General features: G+C 71.4%; 16 protein-coding genes. 6 read left to right on the top strand and 10 right to left on the bottom strand.

The features are described 5' to 3' along the window. Positions 1-81: 81 nt before the first annotated feature. Genes ACQP2Y_RS09865 through ACQP2Y_RS09850 form a run of 4 tightly spaced genes read right to left on the bottom strand, consistent with a single transcriptional unit; the run spans position 82 to position 2,050 of the window. Positions 82-948: a hypothetical protein gene (locus ACQP2Y_RS09865; protein ID WP_433726568.1), complete on the bottom strand. Its 867-nt coding sequence runs from the start codon at positions 946-948 to the stop codon at positions 82-84. 12 nt (positions 949-960) lie between these two features. Continuing rightward, positions 961-1,341, bottom strand: coding sequence for a lycopene cyclase domain-containing protein (locus ACQP2Y_RS09860; RefSeq protein ID WP_433726566.1), 381 nt, complete (start codon positions 1,339-1,341; stop codon positions 961-963). Next, positions 1,338-1,664 (bottom strand): lycopene cyclase domain-containing protein, encoded by a 327-nt coding sequence (locus tag ACQP2Y_RS09855; protein WP_433726564.1) that lies wholly within the window; start codon positions 1,662-1,664, stop codon positions 1,338-1,340. Before ACQP2Y_RS09855 ends, ACQP2Y_RS09860 begins: the two co-directional genes overlap by 4 nt. Before the next feature lie 8 nt (positions 1,665-1,672). Beyond that, positions 1,673-2,050 (bottom strand): Rv2175c family DNA-binding protein, encoded by a 378-nt coding sequence (locus tag ACQP2Y_RS09850; protein ID WP_212993845.1) that lies wholly within the window; start codon positions 2,048-2,050, stop codon positions 1,673-1,675. 93 nt (positions 2,051-2,143) lie between these two features. On the opposite strand from ACQP2Y_RS09850, the gene ACQP2Y_RS09845 reads away from it, so the two are divergent. From ACQP2Y_RS09845 to ACQP2Y_RS09830, 4 genes are all read left to right on the top strand, one after another. Then, the gene (locus ACQP2Y_RS09845; protein WP_433726562.1) at positions 2,144-2,971 is read left to right on the top strand and encodes a hypothetical protein; all 828 of its coding nucleotides are present in this window, start codon (positions 2,144-2,146) and stop codon (positions 2,969-2,971) included. Between the two features lie 153 nt (positions 2,972-3,124). Beyond that, the gene (gene pknB, locus ACQP2Y_RS09840) at positions 3,125-5,095 is read left to right on the top strand and encodes a Stk1 family PASTA domain-containing Ser/Thr kinase (RefSeq protein ID WP_433726560.1); all 1,971 of its coding nucleotides are present in this window, start codon (positions 3,125-3,127) and stop codon (positions 5,093-5,095) included. Beyond that, positions 5,086-5,952, top strand: coding sequence for a deoxyribonuclease IV (locus ACQP2Y_RS09835; RefSeq protein ID WP_433726558.1), 867 nt, complete (start codon positions 5,086-5,088; stop codon positions 5,950-5,952). The genes pknB and ACQP2Y_RS09835 overlap by 10 nt, the downstream gene beginning before the upstream one ends. Then, the gene (locus tag ACQP2Y_RS09830; RefSeq protein WP_433726556.1) at positions 5,949-6,818 is read left to right on the top strand and encodes an aminoglycoside phosphotransferase family protein; all 870 of its coding nucleotides are present in this window, start codon (positions 5,949-5,951) and stop codon (positions 6,816-6,818) included. The genes ACQP2Y_RS09835 and ACQP2Y_RS09830 overlap by 4 nt, the downstream gene beginning before the upstream one ends. On the opposite strand, the gene ACQP2Y_RS09825 is transcribed toward ACQP2Y_RS09830, so the two are convergent. From ACQP2Y_RS09825 to ACQP2Y_RS09810, 4 genes are all read right to left on the bottom strand, one after another. After that, positions 6,785-7,186 (bottom strand): DUF3224 domain-containing protein, encoded by a 402-nt coding sequence (locus tag ACQP2Y_RS09825; RefSeq protein WP_433726554.1) that lies wholly within the window; start codon positions 7,184-7,186, stop codon positions 6,785-6,787. The genes ACQP2Y_RS09830 and ACQP2Y_RS09825 overlap by 34 nt on opposite strands. Further along, positions 7,183-8,157, bottom strand: coding sequence for a threonine aldolase family protein (locus ACQP2Y_RS09820; RefSeq protein WP_433731867.1), 975 nt, complete (start codon positions 8,155-8,157; stop codon positions 7,183-7,185). Before ACQP2Y_RS09820 ends, ACQP2Y_RS09825 begins: the two co-directional genes overlap by 4 nt. 37 nt (positions 8,158-8,194) lie before the next feature. After that, positions 8,195-9,601 carry a class II 3-deoxy-7-phosphoheptulonate synthase gene (locus ACQP2Y_RS09815; RefSeq protein WP_360827986.1) on the bottom strand — a complete coding sequence of 469 codons (1,407 nt, stop codon included), beginning with the start codon at positions 9,599-9,601 and terminating at the stop codon, positions 8,195-8,197. 72 nt (positions 9,602-9,673) lie between these two features. Next, the gene (locus tag ACQP2Y_RS09810; RefSeq protein ID WP_433726552.1) at positions 9,674-11,146 is read right to left on the bottom strand and encodes a glycosyl hydrolase family 18 protein; all 1,473 of its coding nucleotides are present in this window, start codon (positions 11,144-11,146) and stop codon (positions 9,674-9,676) included. 172 nt (positions 11,147-11,318) lie between these two features. On the opposite strand from ACQP2Y_RS09810, the gene ACQP2Y_RS09805 reads away from it, so the two are divergent. Next, a complete protein-coding gene (locus ACQP2Y_RS09805) occupies positions 11,319-11,789 on the top strand; it encodes a glutathione peroxidase (RefSeq protein WP_433726550.1) in 471 nt (156 codons plus the stop codon). Positions 11,790-11,796: 7 nt separating this feature from the next. Continuing rightward, positions 11,797-12,474 carry a DUF429 domain-containing protein gene (locus ACQP2Y_RS09800; RefSeq protein WP_433726548.1) on the top strand — a complete coding sequence of 226 codons (678 nt, stop codon included), beginning with the start codon at positions 11,797-11,799 and terminating at the stop codon, positions 12,472-12,474. Position 12,475: 1 nt separating this feature from the next. Here ACQP2Y_RS09800 and proC read toward each other — a convergent pair whose 3' ends face one another. Together proC and ACQP2Y_RS09790 are read right to left on the bottom strand one after the other, a co-directional pair. Beyond that, positions 12,476-13,288, bottom strand: a complete 813-nt coding sequence (gene proC / locus ACQP2Y_RS09795) for a pyrroline-5-carboxylate reductase (RefSeq protein ID WP_433726546.1) — start codon at positions 13,286-13,288, stop codon at positions 12,476-12,478. 66 nt (positions 13,289-13,354) lie between these two features. Then, positions 13,355-14,383: a 6-phosphofructokinase gene (locus ACQP2Y_RS09790; protein ID WP_360548156.1), complete on the bottom strand. Its 1,029-nt coding sequence runs from the start codon at positions 14,381-14,383 to the stop codon at positions 13,355-13,357. Positions 14,384-14,516 lie beyond the last annotated feature (133 nt).

Raw genomic sequence — 14,516 nt, 5'->3', positions numbered from 1 at the left:
CAAGGTCAAGGTCAAATTGCGGTCGTGCCTGGTTGCATGGCACTGACCGTCGCTCCCGCCGAATGCCAGGTGCGTGCTTGGTCAAACCCGATCGGCCGACGGCCGGCGAGCCAGACCGGCGATGAGAAGGACGGCCGCGGTGAGCTGCATGGCCGCGGTCAGGGCCTGCGTCGGCTGCGGCAGCGTGTCGGTCGCTGTGAACAGGTCCAGCGAGAACATGCTCGCGTCGTCGTGGACGGCGTAGGACAGGCGAGCGGCCCCGATCGCCGCATCGATCCAGATCAGTCCCGTCACCGCCAGCAGGAGCGCACCACCGGCGGCCCGCGGGCGTCGCTGAGTGGCCGTCACGACGGCAAGCGCGAGCGCCGTCAACGCCAACAGCAGCGGTAGGACAGCCACGACACCGGCCGACAGCCTCCGGGCCGGCGCCGCGTCGCCGAAGGTGACGACTATCGCGACTTCGTGGACCTCGAACTCGATCACCGCGAGGCGGACAACCGTGTAACCGACGACCAGGACCGCCGCCGCGATCCCCGTCAGAAGCCCGGTCCGGCTCGGCCACTGCCGGCCCTCGGTGAGCGTGCTGATCACCAGCAGCACCAGCACAAAGAGAAGTGCGACCGTTACCGGGATCATGCTTTCCAGCTGACTCCGCCGGATCAGGCCGTCGTACTGCTCGGGGCTGAGGAACTGCCACCCCGCGCCGTCGCTGGCCGGCGGCGGCACGGTGAGCGCGGCCCCGGCCACCAGCACAGCCGCCGCGACACTCAACCCCCATCGTGCCGGGCGGCGATCAGCCAGCAGGTCGTAACTGATCGCGTAAGCCAGCAGGCAGAGCGTGGCCAGGACCTCGGCCGGGCGGTACAGCGGCCGGGCGAACAGCACCCCGATCACGTGCACCACCGCCAGCCCGGCCGCGGCGGTCAGCAGCCACGGCCTCAGACGCACCGCGGGATGGTGTCACATATCAGCCGAATCGCGCTGTCCCGTGCGGGCCCGGGCCCACCTCAGCAGTCGGCTGCCCTCGCCCGCCGCCGGTGCGCGCTGCACCCCGCGGCGGCCCAGCCAGACCCAGACCGACAGGGTCAGCAGCACCATCGCGAAGCCGAACAGCAGGTCCTCGACCGGCGCGTAGGCCAGCCGCCAGCCGATGATCGCTGCCGGGTCGTAGATGACGATCCGCCGGCCGGTCAGGATGCCGTTGGACAGCAGCTGGAACGTGATGATGATCGGGTACGTGGCCCAGAACACCACCCGGGTCACCAGCCGGGTCCGCAGCACGGCCAGGTCCACGATCAGCGCCCCGGCCACGCCGAGCAGCGCCGCGACGGTGTACGTCATTCGTCACCGGCCGGGCGGCGCAGCACGGCCCGGACCGCCTCGAAGCCCAGCACCGCGCAGACCGGCACCACGACGAAGAACAGCACCTCGTCCAGCGGCAGGCCGCCCGGGAACAGCACGCCGGTGGTCTGTTCCGGGTCGAAGGTCCAGTGCCCGGCGGCGATCGCGCCCAGGTCCCACAGCACGAAGATGACCACGACCGGCAGCAGCGTGAGCAGCAGCCGCCGCCACCGGCGCAGCACGTTGACCTTCAGCACCGGTTCCAGCCAGATCGCGGACACCAGGCATCCCGCGAGCACGAGGAGGTACGCCAGGTGTCGCATGTGGGCGGTCAGAAACCAAGCGCCTGGGCACGCCGCTTGACCTCACGGGCGCGGTCCCCGCCGAGACCCTTGGCGCCGCAGCCGTCCACGGTTGCGTCCGGCTCGTAGAGCCACCGCAGCGCCTCTTCGTCGTTGTACCCAGCGTCGCGAAGCAACGTGAGGATGCCGGGGAGGTGCTTGAGCACGGTGCTGTTGGCCACCAGCTCTGCCGGCACCACGCGGACACCGTCACGCCGGACGGCGAGCAGAGCACCGTCGCGGATCATCTGGTGCACCTTGCTGATCGACACGCCGAGCTTGTCCGCCACGTCGGGCAGGTTGATCCACTCGGTCGGGCCGGTGGGCTGCGGGGCCGCCGCCTCACCCACGGTTACGGAATCGGTCACCCGACCAGCGTGCCATGCCCGCTCCGCGGCTGACCAAGCGGAGCATGCGGAACCGGGAAGTCCCCGGTTCCTCGAGATCGGAGAACAGTCCCGATGACCATGTGGCGCAAAGCCCGCACCGAGGTGGCCGGAGCGTGGCGCTCGGTGCGGTACGACCTGGGCCGGCCCGAGCCGGACGCCGATGGGCCCGCTGCCGACCGCCCAGCCGGCGGGACAGCCGTCCGGCCGGGGGCCGGTCACCCGGACGTGACCTCGACCGGGTTCAGCACCTTCGGCGGTGCCGGCCTGACCGGTGGACTGCGCACCTCGTACGGCGAGCAGCTCGTGCCCCGGCCGCGGCGGATCGCGGCGGTCTCGGCCTTCGGCGTCCTCGCGGTCGCGGGGGCCGCGGGCAGCTACTTCGCGGTCGTCAACGGGATCGGTGCGCTGGTCGGCGAGAAGCCGGCCGGGGCGGAGCCGTACCCGCTGGCCGCCGAGGCGCCGCGGGGCTCCGAGGGTGATCTGTCCAACTCGGGACTGGGCCGGGGCACCGCCTACGCCCCAGGTGGCCGGCCTCCGGCGGCGGCCACGACGACTGCTGAGCCCGTACCCGGGTCGATCCGGGTGTTGCCCACCACCGCCGGTGGCAAAGCGCCGCTCGCTCCGCCGGCGGTCGCGCCGGTGGCGCCGCGGACCACCGCGGCTGGGAAGCCGGAGACCCGGCCGACCGACTGCTGCCTGTCCCCGCCGGTCCCGACGCCCACCGCGCCGGTGCCGACGCCGCACAGCCCCTCGGCGACGCCTTCGCCGTCGTCCTCGCCGGACGGCAGTGACTCGCCGGCGCCGAGCGAATCGCCCGTTTCGGCCGAGCCGACCGGGTCGGACGACACCGCGGGGACGGACCAGGACGAGCGCCGGGGACGCCACGCGCGACGGCACTGATCCGATTTGTCACGATAAACGACTCGCGGGGCCTCGGCCGCGCGGGTCGTTTTCTCCACTTTGCCCTGGTCAGGGCTGCGCGCTGTACCCGTTCGGTCTCAGCTGTGAGATCCTGGGCTGCCGCGCCCGGAAGGACACATACACTTCACGCCGATGGACACGACTGTCGCCGACACGTTGATCGGCACGACGATTGACGGGCGCTACCGGATCACCGGTCGCGTGGCCCGTGGTGGCATGGCGACTGTGTACACCGCTGTGGACGACCGGCTCGAACGCACGGTGGCCCTGAAGATCATTCACCCGTCGCAGGCGACGAACGTGCACTTCGTCGACCGCTTCACCGACGAGGCGAAGACGATCGCCCGGCTCACCCACCCCAACGTCGTCGCCGTGTACGACCAGGGCCGCCACCAGGGCCTGCCGTACCTGGTCATGGAGTACGTCCAGGGCCGCACCCTGCGCGACCTGCTGATCCAGCGCCGCCGGCTCAACCCGGTCGAGGCGCTGGCCATCTGTGAGCAGATGCTCGCCGCCATCGCCGCCGCGCACCGCGCCGGCCTGGTGCACCGCGACGTCAAGCCGGAGAACGTGCTGGTCGCCGAGGCGCCCAGCGGCGGCATCGCCAACCTGGTCGACAGCGTGGTCAAGGTGGCCGACTTCGGCCTGGCCCGCGCGGTCGAGGCCAGCAGCACCGACGAGTCCGGCCAGCTCATGGCCACGGTCGCCTACGTGGCACCCGAGCTGGTCACCGACGGGCACGCCGACGCGCGCACGGACGTCTACTCGGCCGGCATCGTGCTCTTCGAGATGCTCACCGGCCGGGTCCCGTACGACGGCGACGAGCCGGTCGAGGTCGCCTGGCAGCACGTCGACAACGACGTCCCGGCGCCGTCCAGCATCGTCAAGGGCCTGCCCACCGTGCTCGACGACCTGGTCGCCCGGGCCACCCGCCGCGACCCGGGCGCCCGCCCCACCGACGCCGGCGCGCTGCTGGCCGAGGTGCAGGTGGTCCGCGACGACCTGGGCGCGGCGAACGTCGAGACCGCACTGCTGCGCCAGGTCCCGGCCCGCCCGCCGGCCGCCGACGCCACCGCGCTCGTGCCCGCGATCACCACGACCTTCCCGGCCACCGGCGGCGATCGCCCCGGCTGGGCCCGCCTGCCGGAGCAGGGCCGCGCCCGCGGCGGCCAGCGCCGGGCCGGGGCACCGCCGCCGCGCGCCGCGGGCGGCCTGCTCAGCCGCTTCAGCGGCGACCGGCGGCAGATCCTGATCATGGCGGCGGTGGCGCTGATGGTGCTGGTCGTCGTCGGCAGCACCTGGTGGGTCACCCTCGGCCGCTACACGGACACCCCGCAGCTGGTGAACATGAGCCGGGCCCAGGCCGAGCAGGCCGCCGCCCAGGAGGGCTTCGAGCTGCGCATCGGCGACGGCGCGTTCAGCGAGAACGTCCCCAAGGACGTGGTGCTCACCCAGGACCCGCCACCCACCGAGCGCATCCTCAAGGGTGGCGTCGTCTCGCTGACCCTCTCGCTGGGCCCGGAGCGCTATCCGGTGCCCGACGTGGTCGGCAAGGAGCTGGCCGTGGCCCGCGGCGAGATCGAGGGCACCAAGCTCAAGGTCAAGGAAGGCAAGGGCAAGTACAGCGACACCATCCCGCAGGGCGTCATCATCTCCACCGACCCGAAGGCCGACGCGCAGCTCAAGCCGGGCTCGACCGTGACCGTGGTGGTCAGCAAGGGCCGGGCGCCGATCACCGTGCCGGACCTGACGGGCAAGAACATCAACGACGCCCGCGGCGAGGCCCAGCGCCTCGGCCTGACCGTGGTGGAGCAGTACAAGGACGGCGACCAGCCCGCCGACCAGGTCATCGAGCAGTCCCCCAAGCCGGGCACCGGCGCGGAGAAGGACGACGAGATCAAGCTCGTGGTCAGCAAGGGCCCGCCGCAGGTCGGCGTCCCGGACGTGAACAACCAGCCGTGCCAGCAGGCGAAGGGCGTCCTGGAGGCGCAGGGCCTGCGCGCCCGCCTCGACTTCAACCCCAACGGCGTGGTCCGGATCCAGAACCCGCCGGCCGGCACGCCGGTGCCACCGCAGACCGAGGTGGTGCTGACGTGCGCGTGAGCAGGCCGGTCGGCTCGCACACGAGGACGTCGGGGGGCCTGGCCAAGGCGGCACTGCCGTACGCGGACGCGGCCGGGTCCGAGGCGGTGCAGGTCTACGTCTCGAACTCCCGCGGCTGGGCGCTGCCGCCCGGTGACCCGAAGCAGGACACGCTGTTCCGTGACGGCTGCGGCGAGCGGGGGCTGCCGGCGTACATCCACGCGTCGCTGCTGGTCAACCTGGGCTCACCCACCGAGCAGACGGTGCAGCGGTCGGTGGAGACGCTGGAGCACGCACTGCGCCGCGGTGCCGCGATCGGCGCGACGGCGATCGTCTACCACGCGGGCAGCTCGGTCGACCCGGCCCACGACGACAAGGCGCTGCACCAGCTGCGCGAGGCGTTGCTGCCGCTGCTGGACGTCGCGGCGGCCCAGGGCCTGCCGAAGGTGCTGGTGGAGCCCAGTGCGGGTGGCGGGCGCAGCCTGGCGTCGAAGGTGCAGGATCTGGGGCCGTACCTGGCCGCGGTGGAGCACCACCCGTGGCTGGGCGTCTGCTTCGACACCTGCCACGCCTGGGCAGCCGGGCACGACCTGGCCAAGCCGGGCGGCATGACCGAGACACTGGACGCCCTGGTGGCCACGGTCGGCCCGGACCGCCTGCAGCTGATCCACGCCAACGACTCCAAGGACGAGTGCGGCTCGACCCGCGACCGGCACGAACGCATCGGCGAGGGCCGGATCGGCGCGGCGGCCTTCGCCGAGCTGCTGGCCCACCCGGCGACCGCGGGCCTGCCGGTGATCGTGGAGACCCCGACCGAGGAACACGAGGGCCACGCGGCGGACATCGCCCTGCTCAAGGAGCTGCGTCCCGAGCTGTGAAGCCCACGATCACGACCGATCTGGTACGCGCCCTGATCGCCGAGCAGTTCCCGCAGTGGACCGACCTGCCCGTGACGCCGGTGCCCCGGCAGGGCTGGGACAACCGCACGTTCCGGCTCGGCGATCAGCTGTCCGTACGGCTGCCCAGCGCCGAGGGTTACGTGGCGGCGGTGGAGAAGGAGAACCGCTGGCTGCCCGAGCTGGCCGGGCACCTACCACTGCCGGTGCCTTCTCCGGTGGCGGTCGGGCGTCCGGGGGCCGGTTACCCGTACCCGTGGTCGGTCCGGCAATGGCTGACGGGCGACACCCTCGAGGACGCCGCGGCGGTCGACCGCCTCAGGCTGGCCCGCGACCTGGGCGAGTTCCTCACCGTGCTGCGGCAGGCTCCGGTGGCCGGGCCGCCCGGCGGCCGGCATTCGTTCTTCCGGGGCTGCCACCCCAGCGCCTACGCCGACGGGGTCGAGCAGGCCCTGAAGGAACTCGGGGACGCCGTGGACGTACGGGCCTGCCGGGCCGTGTGGGCCGAGGCGCTGGATTCGTCCTGGGAGTCGGCGCCGGTCTGGTTCCACGGTGACATCGCGGTCGGCAACCTGCTCGTGCGCGACGGGCGGCTGGCCGCCGTCATCGACTTCGGCACCTGCGGCGTCGGCGACCCGGCCTGCGACCTGGTGATCGCCTGGAACACCCTGGAAGGGGACGAGCGCGCCGCCTTCCGCGACGCGGTCGGCCTCGACCGGCAGACCTGGCAACGGGCCCGCGGATGGGCGCTGTGGAAGGCGCTGATCATGCTGGCCGAGCCGGGTGCCGCCCCGGCCTGGCGCCACGTCGTGGATCAGGTGCTGGCCGACCCGGTGGGCAGCTCGTAGTCGAACGTGTACGAGTGCACGCCGCCCTCGTTCACGATGGCGAACGAGCCGGTCAACCCGGTGAGCTCGCCGGTGCCCGAGTCGGGAACGACCCGCACGGTCAGCGTGCCGGCGCCACGGTCCATCAGGCCGAAGTGCTGCAACACGAAGCTGCCCGCACGTCCGTCCAGGGTGCCGGTGATCCGGTCGATCGCGACGTAGCCGGCCGAACCCTCGACAGCGGTGCCCACGGACATCATCTCCGCGAGCCCCTCGCCGGTCAGGTCGCCGTCGATCGTCTTACGCACCCGCAACCGGCCGATGAAGTCGTCGTCGCTGGTCAGCGGCTCAAATGCGGTGGTGAAGGTGCCGATGGCGCGGCGGGTCATCGGAGCAACTCCCGCAGCACTGTGATCGCCACGTCGATGTCGTCGTCAGTGACGTCCAGGTGGGTCACCAGGCGGGCCGTACGCGGCAGCATCGCCCCCATCAGCACTCCCCGTTCGGCCGCCGCCGCCACCAGCGACGGCGCGTCCAGGGCCGACTTCGTCAGGTCCAGCAGCACCAGGTTGGTCCGCACCTCCGCCGCCCGCGCCACCCCGAGCGGCTCGAGGGCCTCGGCCAGCCGCCGGGCGCGCGCGTGGTCGTCGGCGAGCCGCGTCAGGTGGTGGTCCAGCGCGTGCTGCCCGGCCGCCGCCAGGATGCCGACCTGGCGCATGCCGCCACCCAGCCGCTTGCGCAGCACCCGGGCCTGCGCGATGTGGGCCGCGCTGCCCACGACGAGCGAGCCGACCGGCGCGCCCAGGCCTTTGGACAAGCAGACCGACAGGGTGTCGAAAAGCTCCCCGTACGCCGCCAGCGGCACGCCGTCCGCGACGTGCGCGTGCCAGATCCGGGCGCCGTCGCAGTGCAGGGCCACGCCCGCCGCGTCGGCTGCCGTACGCAGGCGGCGCAGGATCTCCAGCGGGACCACCGTGCCGCCGCCGAGGTTGTGGGTCTGCTCGACGGCGATGGCCCGGGTCGCCACCGACGGGTAGCCGTCCGGGCGGATCATCGCCTCGATCTGCTCCGGATCCAGCGCCGCGCCCACCGACGGCCACGTACGGGTGGAGATGCCCCCGAGCGCGGCCGCCGCACCCTGCTCGTACGTGACCACGTGCGCGTCGGCGCCGGCCAGCAGCTCGCCGCCGCGCGGGACGACGAGTTGCAGGGCGATCTGGTTGGCCATCGTGCCGGACGGGGCGAACAGGGCCGCCTCGTGCCCGAACAGCTCGGCCACCTGCCGTTCCAGGGCGATGACCGTCGGGTCGTCGCCGAAGACGTCGTCGCCCACCGCCGCCGTCGCCATGGCCTCGCGCATCGCCGCGGTCGGCCGGGTGACCGTGTCGGACCGCAGGTCAGCCACGCAGCATCTCCGCCACCAGGAAGGCCAGCTCGAGGCTCTGCTGGGTGTTGAGCCGCGGGTCGCAGGCGGTCTCGTAGCGGTCCGGCAGGTCGAGGTCCTCGATGCCCTGCGCGCCGCCCAGGCACTCGGTGACGTCCTCGCCGGTCAGCTCGATGTGGATGCCGCCCGGGTGGGTGCCCAGGCCGCGGTGCACCTCGAAGTAGCCGAGGACCTCGTCGACGACCCGGTCGAAGTGGCGGGTCTTGTAGCCGTTGGACGACTCGTGGGTGTTGCCGTGCATCGGGTCGCACTGCCACACCACCTTGGCCCCGGTGGCGCTGACCTTCTCCACGATGGCCGGCAGCGCGTCGCGGACCTTGCCGTTGCCCATCCGGCTGATCAGCGTGAGCCGGCCCGGGATGTTGTCCGGGTTGAGCTTCTCGCACAGCTCGATGGCGGTCTCCGGGCTGGTGCCGGGGCCGAGCTTGACGCCGATCGGGTTGGCGATGCGGCTGATGAAGTCGATGTGCGCGTGGTCCAGCTGCCGGGTGCGCTCGCCGATCCACAGGAAGTGCCCGGACAGGCCGTACGCCTTGCCGTCGGAGACCCGGGTCAGCGCCCGGTCGTACTCGAGCGCCAGCGCCTCGTGCGAGCAGTACAGGCTGACCGTGCGCAGCGCCTCGTCCTCGGTCATGCCGCAGGCGCGGATGAAGTCCAGGGTGCGGTCGATCTCGCGGGCGATCGCCTCGTAGCGCTCGCCGGCCGGCGAGGCCCGGACGAAGTCCTTGTTCCAGTCGTGCAGGCCGGCCAGGTCGGCCAGGCCGCCCGCCAGGTACGCCCGCAGCATGTTCATCGCCGCGGCGGAGTTCGCGTACGCCCGGATCATGCGTTGCGGGTCGGCCACCCGGGCCGCCTCGTTGGCGTCCAGCGAGTTGATCAGGTCGCCGCGGTACGCCGGCAGCCCCAGCGAGTCCGTCGCCGAGGACCGAGGCTTGGTGTACTGCCCCGCGACCCGGGCCACCTTGACCACCGGCATCGACGCGCCGTACGTCAGCACGACCGCCATCTGCAGCAGCGTGCGGGCGTTGGCCAGCAGGTGGCTCTCGGTGTTGTCGGCGAAGGTCTCGGCGCAGTCGCCGCCCTGGAGCAGAAAGGCGCGGCCCTCGCAGACCTCGGCGAGGCGGTGCCGGAGCTGGTCGACCTCGTAGGGCGCGACGATCGACGGGACGGTGTCGAGGACCCGGCAGACCGACGCGACCTCGTCCATGTCCGCCCACGGCGGCATCTGCAGGCGCGGGAGCTCCCGCCATTTGTCCAGGCCGAGGGCGGAGTCCTCGGCGGAGTCGGTGGACGGGCGGGATGTCTGCAGGGCGGTGGTCCCGACCCCGGGATGACTGAGCTGGTGCCACTCTCGGCGCATGTCAGAAGCCTAATCCGCGCAACGAAAGGGGGCGCCGGGAGGATCCCCGGCGCCCCACGATCTAGGAAGAGATCAGTTGAGGCCGTTCTTGATGGCCGTGATGAGCTCACCGTTGGCGGTGTCGCCGGAGAACTCCCAGAAGAACGCACCGCCCAGACCCTGCTGCTTCGCGTAGGTCATCTTGCCGGCGATGGTGCTCGGGGTGTCGTAGCTCCACCAGTTGCTGCCGCACTTGGCGTACGCGGTGCCGCCGACCGTGCCGGAGACCGGGCAGCTGTTCTTGAGGACCTTGTAGTCCTCGATGCCGGCCTCGTAGGTGCCCGGCGCCGCACCGGTGGCCGTACCGCCCGGGGCGGTCTGGCTCACGCCGGTCCAGCCGCGGCCGTAGAAGCCGATGCCGAGCAGCATCTTGCTGGACGGCACGCCCTTGCTCTTCAGCTTCTGGATCGCCGCGTCGGACCAGAAGCCCTGCTGCGGGATGCCGGCGTACGAGGTCAGCGGCGAGTGCGGGGCGGTCGGGCCCTGCGGGGCGAACGCGCCGAAGTAGTCGTAGGTCATCGGGAAGACGTAGTTGAGCTTCGAGATGCCCGCCGCGTAGTCGGCCGCGTCCAGCTTGCCGCCGTTCGAGCCGTCGGCCGAGATCGCCGAGGTGACCAGGAAGTTCTGCCCGAACTTGGTGCGCAGGGCGGAGACGACCTTGTTGTACGAGTCCGGGCCGCTGGCGTCGCAGGTCAGGCCACAGGCGTTCGGGTACTCCCAGTCGACGTCGATGCCGTCGAAGACGTCCGACCAGCGGGAGTCCTTGATCAGGTTGTAGCAGGAGTTGGCGAAGCCGGTCGGGTTCGCGGCGGCCTGGGTGAAGCCACCGGACCAGGTCCAGCCGCCGAACGACCAGATCACCTTGATGTTCGGGTACAGCTTCTTGAGCTTGCGCAGCTGGTTGAACGAGCCGCGCAGCGCGCCGGTGTCCCAGGTGTCGGCGACGCCGTCCACACTGTCGGCCGCGGTGTAGGCCTTGTCGTAGTCGGCGTACGCGTCACCGATCGAGCACTGGCCGCCGGTGGTGTTCCCGAAGGCGTACAGGATGTGGGTCAGCTTGGCCGCCGAGCCGCTCGTCACCAGGTTCTTGACGTGGTAGTTGCGACCGTAGACGCCCCACTCGGCGAAGTAACCCACGACAGCCTTACCGGCCGGGCCGTTGGTCGGCGGGGTCGTCGGCGGCGTGGTGGGCGGAGTCGTCGGAGGTGTCGTGGGGGGCTTGGTCGGCGGGGTGGTGGGCGGCGTGGTCGGTCCACCGCTACAGGCACCCTTGTCGGCCCAGACGCCCCACTCGCCGCTGGCGGTGGGGACCTCGTTGGTGGTCCACCACTTCGCGGTGTAGTTCTTCGACTGGTACGAGACGGAGTTGTCCTTGACGTAGACCGCCGAGGCGCTCCAGGCGGGGGCACAGGCGGCGGCGGCCGAGGCCTGGACCACGGGGACCGCAGCGGTCGCGACCGCCACGATGGCCCCGGCCCATAGGGCGCGGCGGAGGGATTTCTTCACTGCGTCTCCTCAAGAACAGTTAGGAAACTTTCCAAAGGGAAGTTGAAGAGACGGTAGTCACATCTATGAACATGAGTCAAGAACGTCATCGCTGATTAAGCGCGACCTTAACTTTTCTCCCGGAGGCCGCCACGGCGTGCACTCGCTCGCGCACAGCGCGTAGTCTGCCGTCATGACCATCTTTGCCGTCGACATCCACACACTCTCGGGCGGACCGGCCGATATGGATCGCTACCGCGATCATGTCGTCCTGGTGGTCAATGTGGCCTCCCGCTGCGGCCTCACCCCGCAGTACGCCGGACTCCAGGCGCTCGCCGACACCTACGCGGACCGCGGGCTGGTCGTCCTCGGTGTCCCGTGCAACCAGTTCGGCGGCCAGGAGCCCGGCACGGCCGCGGAGATCGAAGATTTCTGCCAGGTGAACTACGGCGTGACGTTCCCGCTCACCGAGAAGGTGGACGTGAACGGACCCGGACGCCACCCGCTCTACCGCGAACTGGTCGGCGACGGCCCCGAGATCCAGTGGAACTTCGAGAAGTTCCTGGTCGGCCCGGACGGTGCGGTGGCCGCCCGGTTCGGCCCGCAAACCGACCCCCAGGACGGCGAGCTGATCGCCGCCATCGAGAAATTGCTCCCCCGCTGAGCTGCGGATGAGCATCCACGTGATCGGCGTCGACGCGTACGCCCTGGGCTGGGTGGGGGTCGAGCTGCGCGACGGCGCGTTCGGCCGGGCGATGCTGGCGTCCACCCTGTACGAGATCGTCGCGGGCAGCTCCGGCGCGGCCGTGATCGGCGTCGACATCCCGCTGGGCATGCTCCCCGACCGCTGGCGCGCCGCGGACACCCTCGCCGCCGACCAGCTCGGTCCGCGGCGCAGCAGCGTCTTCCGGGTGCCACCGCGCGCGGTCTGGCAGGAGGGCGACTTCGCCGCCGCCAACCGGCTCTGCCGCGAACTCACCGGCGCCGGGCTCAGCCGCCAGTCCTGGGCGCTGCGACCGAAACTGCTCGAAGCCAACGCCATCTGGGAACGGCACCCGGGGCTGCTCTTCGAGGCCCACCCCGAGGTGTCGTTCCGGCAGATGGCGGGCGAGCCACTGGCGTACGCGAAGAAGACCTGGACCGGTCAGGCCCGCCGCCGGCAGTTGCTGGCCAAGCACGGCATCGTGCTGCCCGACCAGCTCGGCCCGGCCGGGCAGGCCCCGCCCGACGACATCCTGGACGCCGCCGCGGTGGCCTGGAGCGCCCACCGGATGGCGACCGGGGCGGCGCAGAGCCACCCCAGCCCGCCGGAGGAGAACAACGGCGCCCGCATCGCCATCTGGTACTGACTCAGGCAGATTGAGCGGCGATCTCCCGAGCCCGGTCCCGTGCGGCCTCCAGGGCGGCCAGAAACGCCGCACGGACGCCGTGCTTCTCCAGCTCGCGGATCGCCGAGATGGTCGTGCCGGCCGGGGAGGTCACCGCCTCGCGCAGCTTCACCGGGTGCTCGCCGGAGTCGCGCAGCATCACCGCCGAGCCGATCGCGGTCTGCACGATCAGCTCGTGCGCGACCTGGCGCGGCAGCCCGAGCAGGATCCCGGCGTCGATCATGGCCTCGACCAGCAGGTAGAAGTACGCCGGGCCGGAGCCGGACAGCGCCGTCACGGCGTCCTGCTGGGTCTCGGGCACCCGCATCGTCTTGCCCAGCGGCTGGAAGATCTCCTCGGTCAGCGCCAGGTGCTCGTCCGTCGCGTACGGGCCCGCGGAGATCACCGTCATCGCCTGGTCGACCAGGGCCGGGGTGTTGGTCATGACCCGTACCACCGGGATGCCGCCGGGCAGCCGCTCGGTGAAGAAGCTCGTCGGCAGGCCCGCGCACAGCGACACCACCAGCTTGCCCGGCGGGATCTTCATGCCGAACTCGTCCAGCAGCTTGCCCGCGTCCTGCGGCTTGACCGCCACCAGCAGCACGTCGGCCTGGGTGACGGCGGTGAGGTTCAGGGTCGGCCGGATGCCGTACCGCTCGGCCAGCTCGGCGGCCCGCTCCGGGCGCCGGGTGGTGGCGATGATCTGGTTGGCCGGCCAGCCGGCCCGCAGCAGACCGGAGAGCACCAGCTCGCCGAGCTTGCCGGCACCGATCACCGCGATCATGTGATTGCCCATCGGACCCCTTCGGGACAGGAAAAGGGGGCGACCGGCGGTCGCCCCCTTTTGTGAAAGAACGCCGGCTCAGCTGCCGAAGAAGACCTCGGCCTCGTCGTACCGCGAGATCGGGACGGTCTTGAGCTCACCGGTGCCGTCGGCGAGCGGGACGCGGACGATGTCGGTGCCACGCAACGCCATCATCTTACCGAAATCACCCTCGTGGACGGCGTCGATCGCCTGGAGACCGAAGCGGGTCGCGAGCACCCGGTCGAACGCGGTGGGCGTGCCGCCGCGCTGGATGTGACCGAGGACGACCGTACGGGCCTCCTTGCCGGTCTTCTCCTCCAGCTGCTGGGCCAGCCACTGGCCGATGCCGCCGAGGCGGACGTGACCGAACGCGTCCTTCTCCTGGCTCTGCAGGCTCATCTGGCCCTCGAGCGGCTGCGCGCCCTCGGCGACCACGACGATCGGGGCGTACTCGACCTGGAAGCGCTTGGTCACGTACGTGGCCACCTGCTCCACGTCGAAGTTGCGCTCCGGCAGCAGGATGACGTTGGCCCCGCCGGCCAGGCCGGCGTGCAGCGCGATCCAGCCGGCGTGCCGGCCCATGACCTCGACCACCAGGGTGCGGTGGTGCGACTCGGCGGTGGTGTGCAGCCGGTCGATGGCCTCCATCGCGATGTTGACCGCAGTGTCGAAGCCGAAGGTGTAGTCCGTGGCGTTGAGGTCGTTGTCGATCGTCTTCGGCACGCCGACGACGTTCACGCCCAGGTCGTTGAGCTTGGTCGCGACGCCGAGGGTGTCCTCGCCGCCGATCGCGACGAGCGCGTCGACGCCCTGCTCGGCCAGGTTGGCCTTGATCCGCTCCACGCCGCCGTCGATCTTGAACGGGTTGGTGCGGGAAGAGCCCAGGATGGTGCCGCCGCGCGGCAGGATACCCCGGACCTCGGCGATGCCGAGGGGCTTCGTCAGGCCCTCCAGGGGGCCCTTCCACCCGTCGCGGAATCCGACGAACTCGTGTCCGTAAGTGGCGACGCCCTTACGGACGACCGCCCGGATCACCGCGTTCAGACCGGGGCAGTCTCCGCCGCCGGTGAGCACGCCGATACGCATGATTGCTCGTCCTCCCTGAGATCAGGTCGCGAGATGCCCGCCTCCGGAGGAGAAAGCTGTCGTCCGGCTGCACTGCCGGGGTCATGGGGCGGGCCGCAAGCGCACTGTAGTCGCCGCTCGCAGCCCGGACCAA

It is taken from the genome of Actinoplanes sp. CA-051413, from assembly GCF_050955795.1.
Classification (GTDB): Bacteria; Actinomycetota; Actinomycetes; order Mycobacteriales; family Micromonosporaceae; genus Actinoplanes.
Note: the sequence above shows the minus strand (reverse complement) of the source record. Positions and strands in the feature narration are given on the sequence as shown.

What these genes read in the sequence shown, in the direction of transcription:
- ACQP2Y_RS09860 (WP_433726566.1), bottom strand. Translation starts at nt 1,341, where the DNA reads ATGACGTACACCGTCGCGGCGCTGCTCGGCGTGGCCGGGGCGCTGATC.
- ACQP2Y_RS09855 (WP_433726564.1), bottom strand. Translation starts at nt 1,664, where the DNA reads ATGCGACACCTGGCGTACCTCCTCGTGCTCGCGGGATGCCTGGTGTCC.
- ACQP2Y_RS09845 (WP_433726562.1), top strand. Translation starts at nt 2,144, where the DNA reads ATGACCATGTGGCGCAAAGCCCGCACCGAGGTGGCCGGAGCGTGGCGC.
- pknB (WP_433726560.1), top strand. Translation starts at nt 3,125, where the DNA reads ATGGACACGACTGTCGCCGACACGTTGATCGGCACGACGATTGACGGG.
- ACQP2Y_RS09825 (WP_433726554.1), bottom strand. Translation starts at nt 7,186, where the DNA reads ATGACCCGCCGCGCCATCGGCACCTTCACCACCGCATTTGAGCCGCTG.
- ACQP2Y_RS09820 (WP_433731867.1), bottom strand. Translation starts at nt 8,157, where the DNA reads ATGCGCGAGGCCATGGCGACGGCGGCGGTGGGCGACGACGTCTTCGGC.
- ACQP2Y_RS09815 (WP_360827986.1), bottom strand. Translation starts at nt 9,601, where the DNA reads ATGCGCCGAGAGTGGCACCAGCTCAGTCATCCCGGGGTCGGGACCACC.
- ACQP2Y_RS09805 (WP_433726550.1), top strand. Translation starts at nt 11,319, where the DNA reads ATGACCATCTTTGCCGTCGACATCCACACACTCTCGGGCGGACCGGCC.
- ACQP2Y_RS09800 (WP_433726548.1), top strand. Translation starts at nt 11,797, where the DNA reads ATGAGCATCCACGTGATCGGCGTCGACGCGTACGCCCTGGGCTGGGTG.
- proC (WP_433726546.1), bottom strand. Translation starts at nt 13,288, where the DNA reads ATGGGCAATCACATGATCGCGGTGATCGGTGCCGGCAAGCTCGGCGAG.
- ACQP2Y_RS09790 (WP_360548156.1), bottom strand. Translation starts at nt 14,383, where the DNA reads ATGCGTATCGGCGTGCTCACCGGCGGCGGAGACTGCCCCGGTCTGAAC.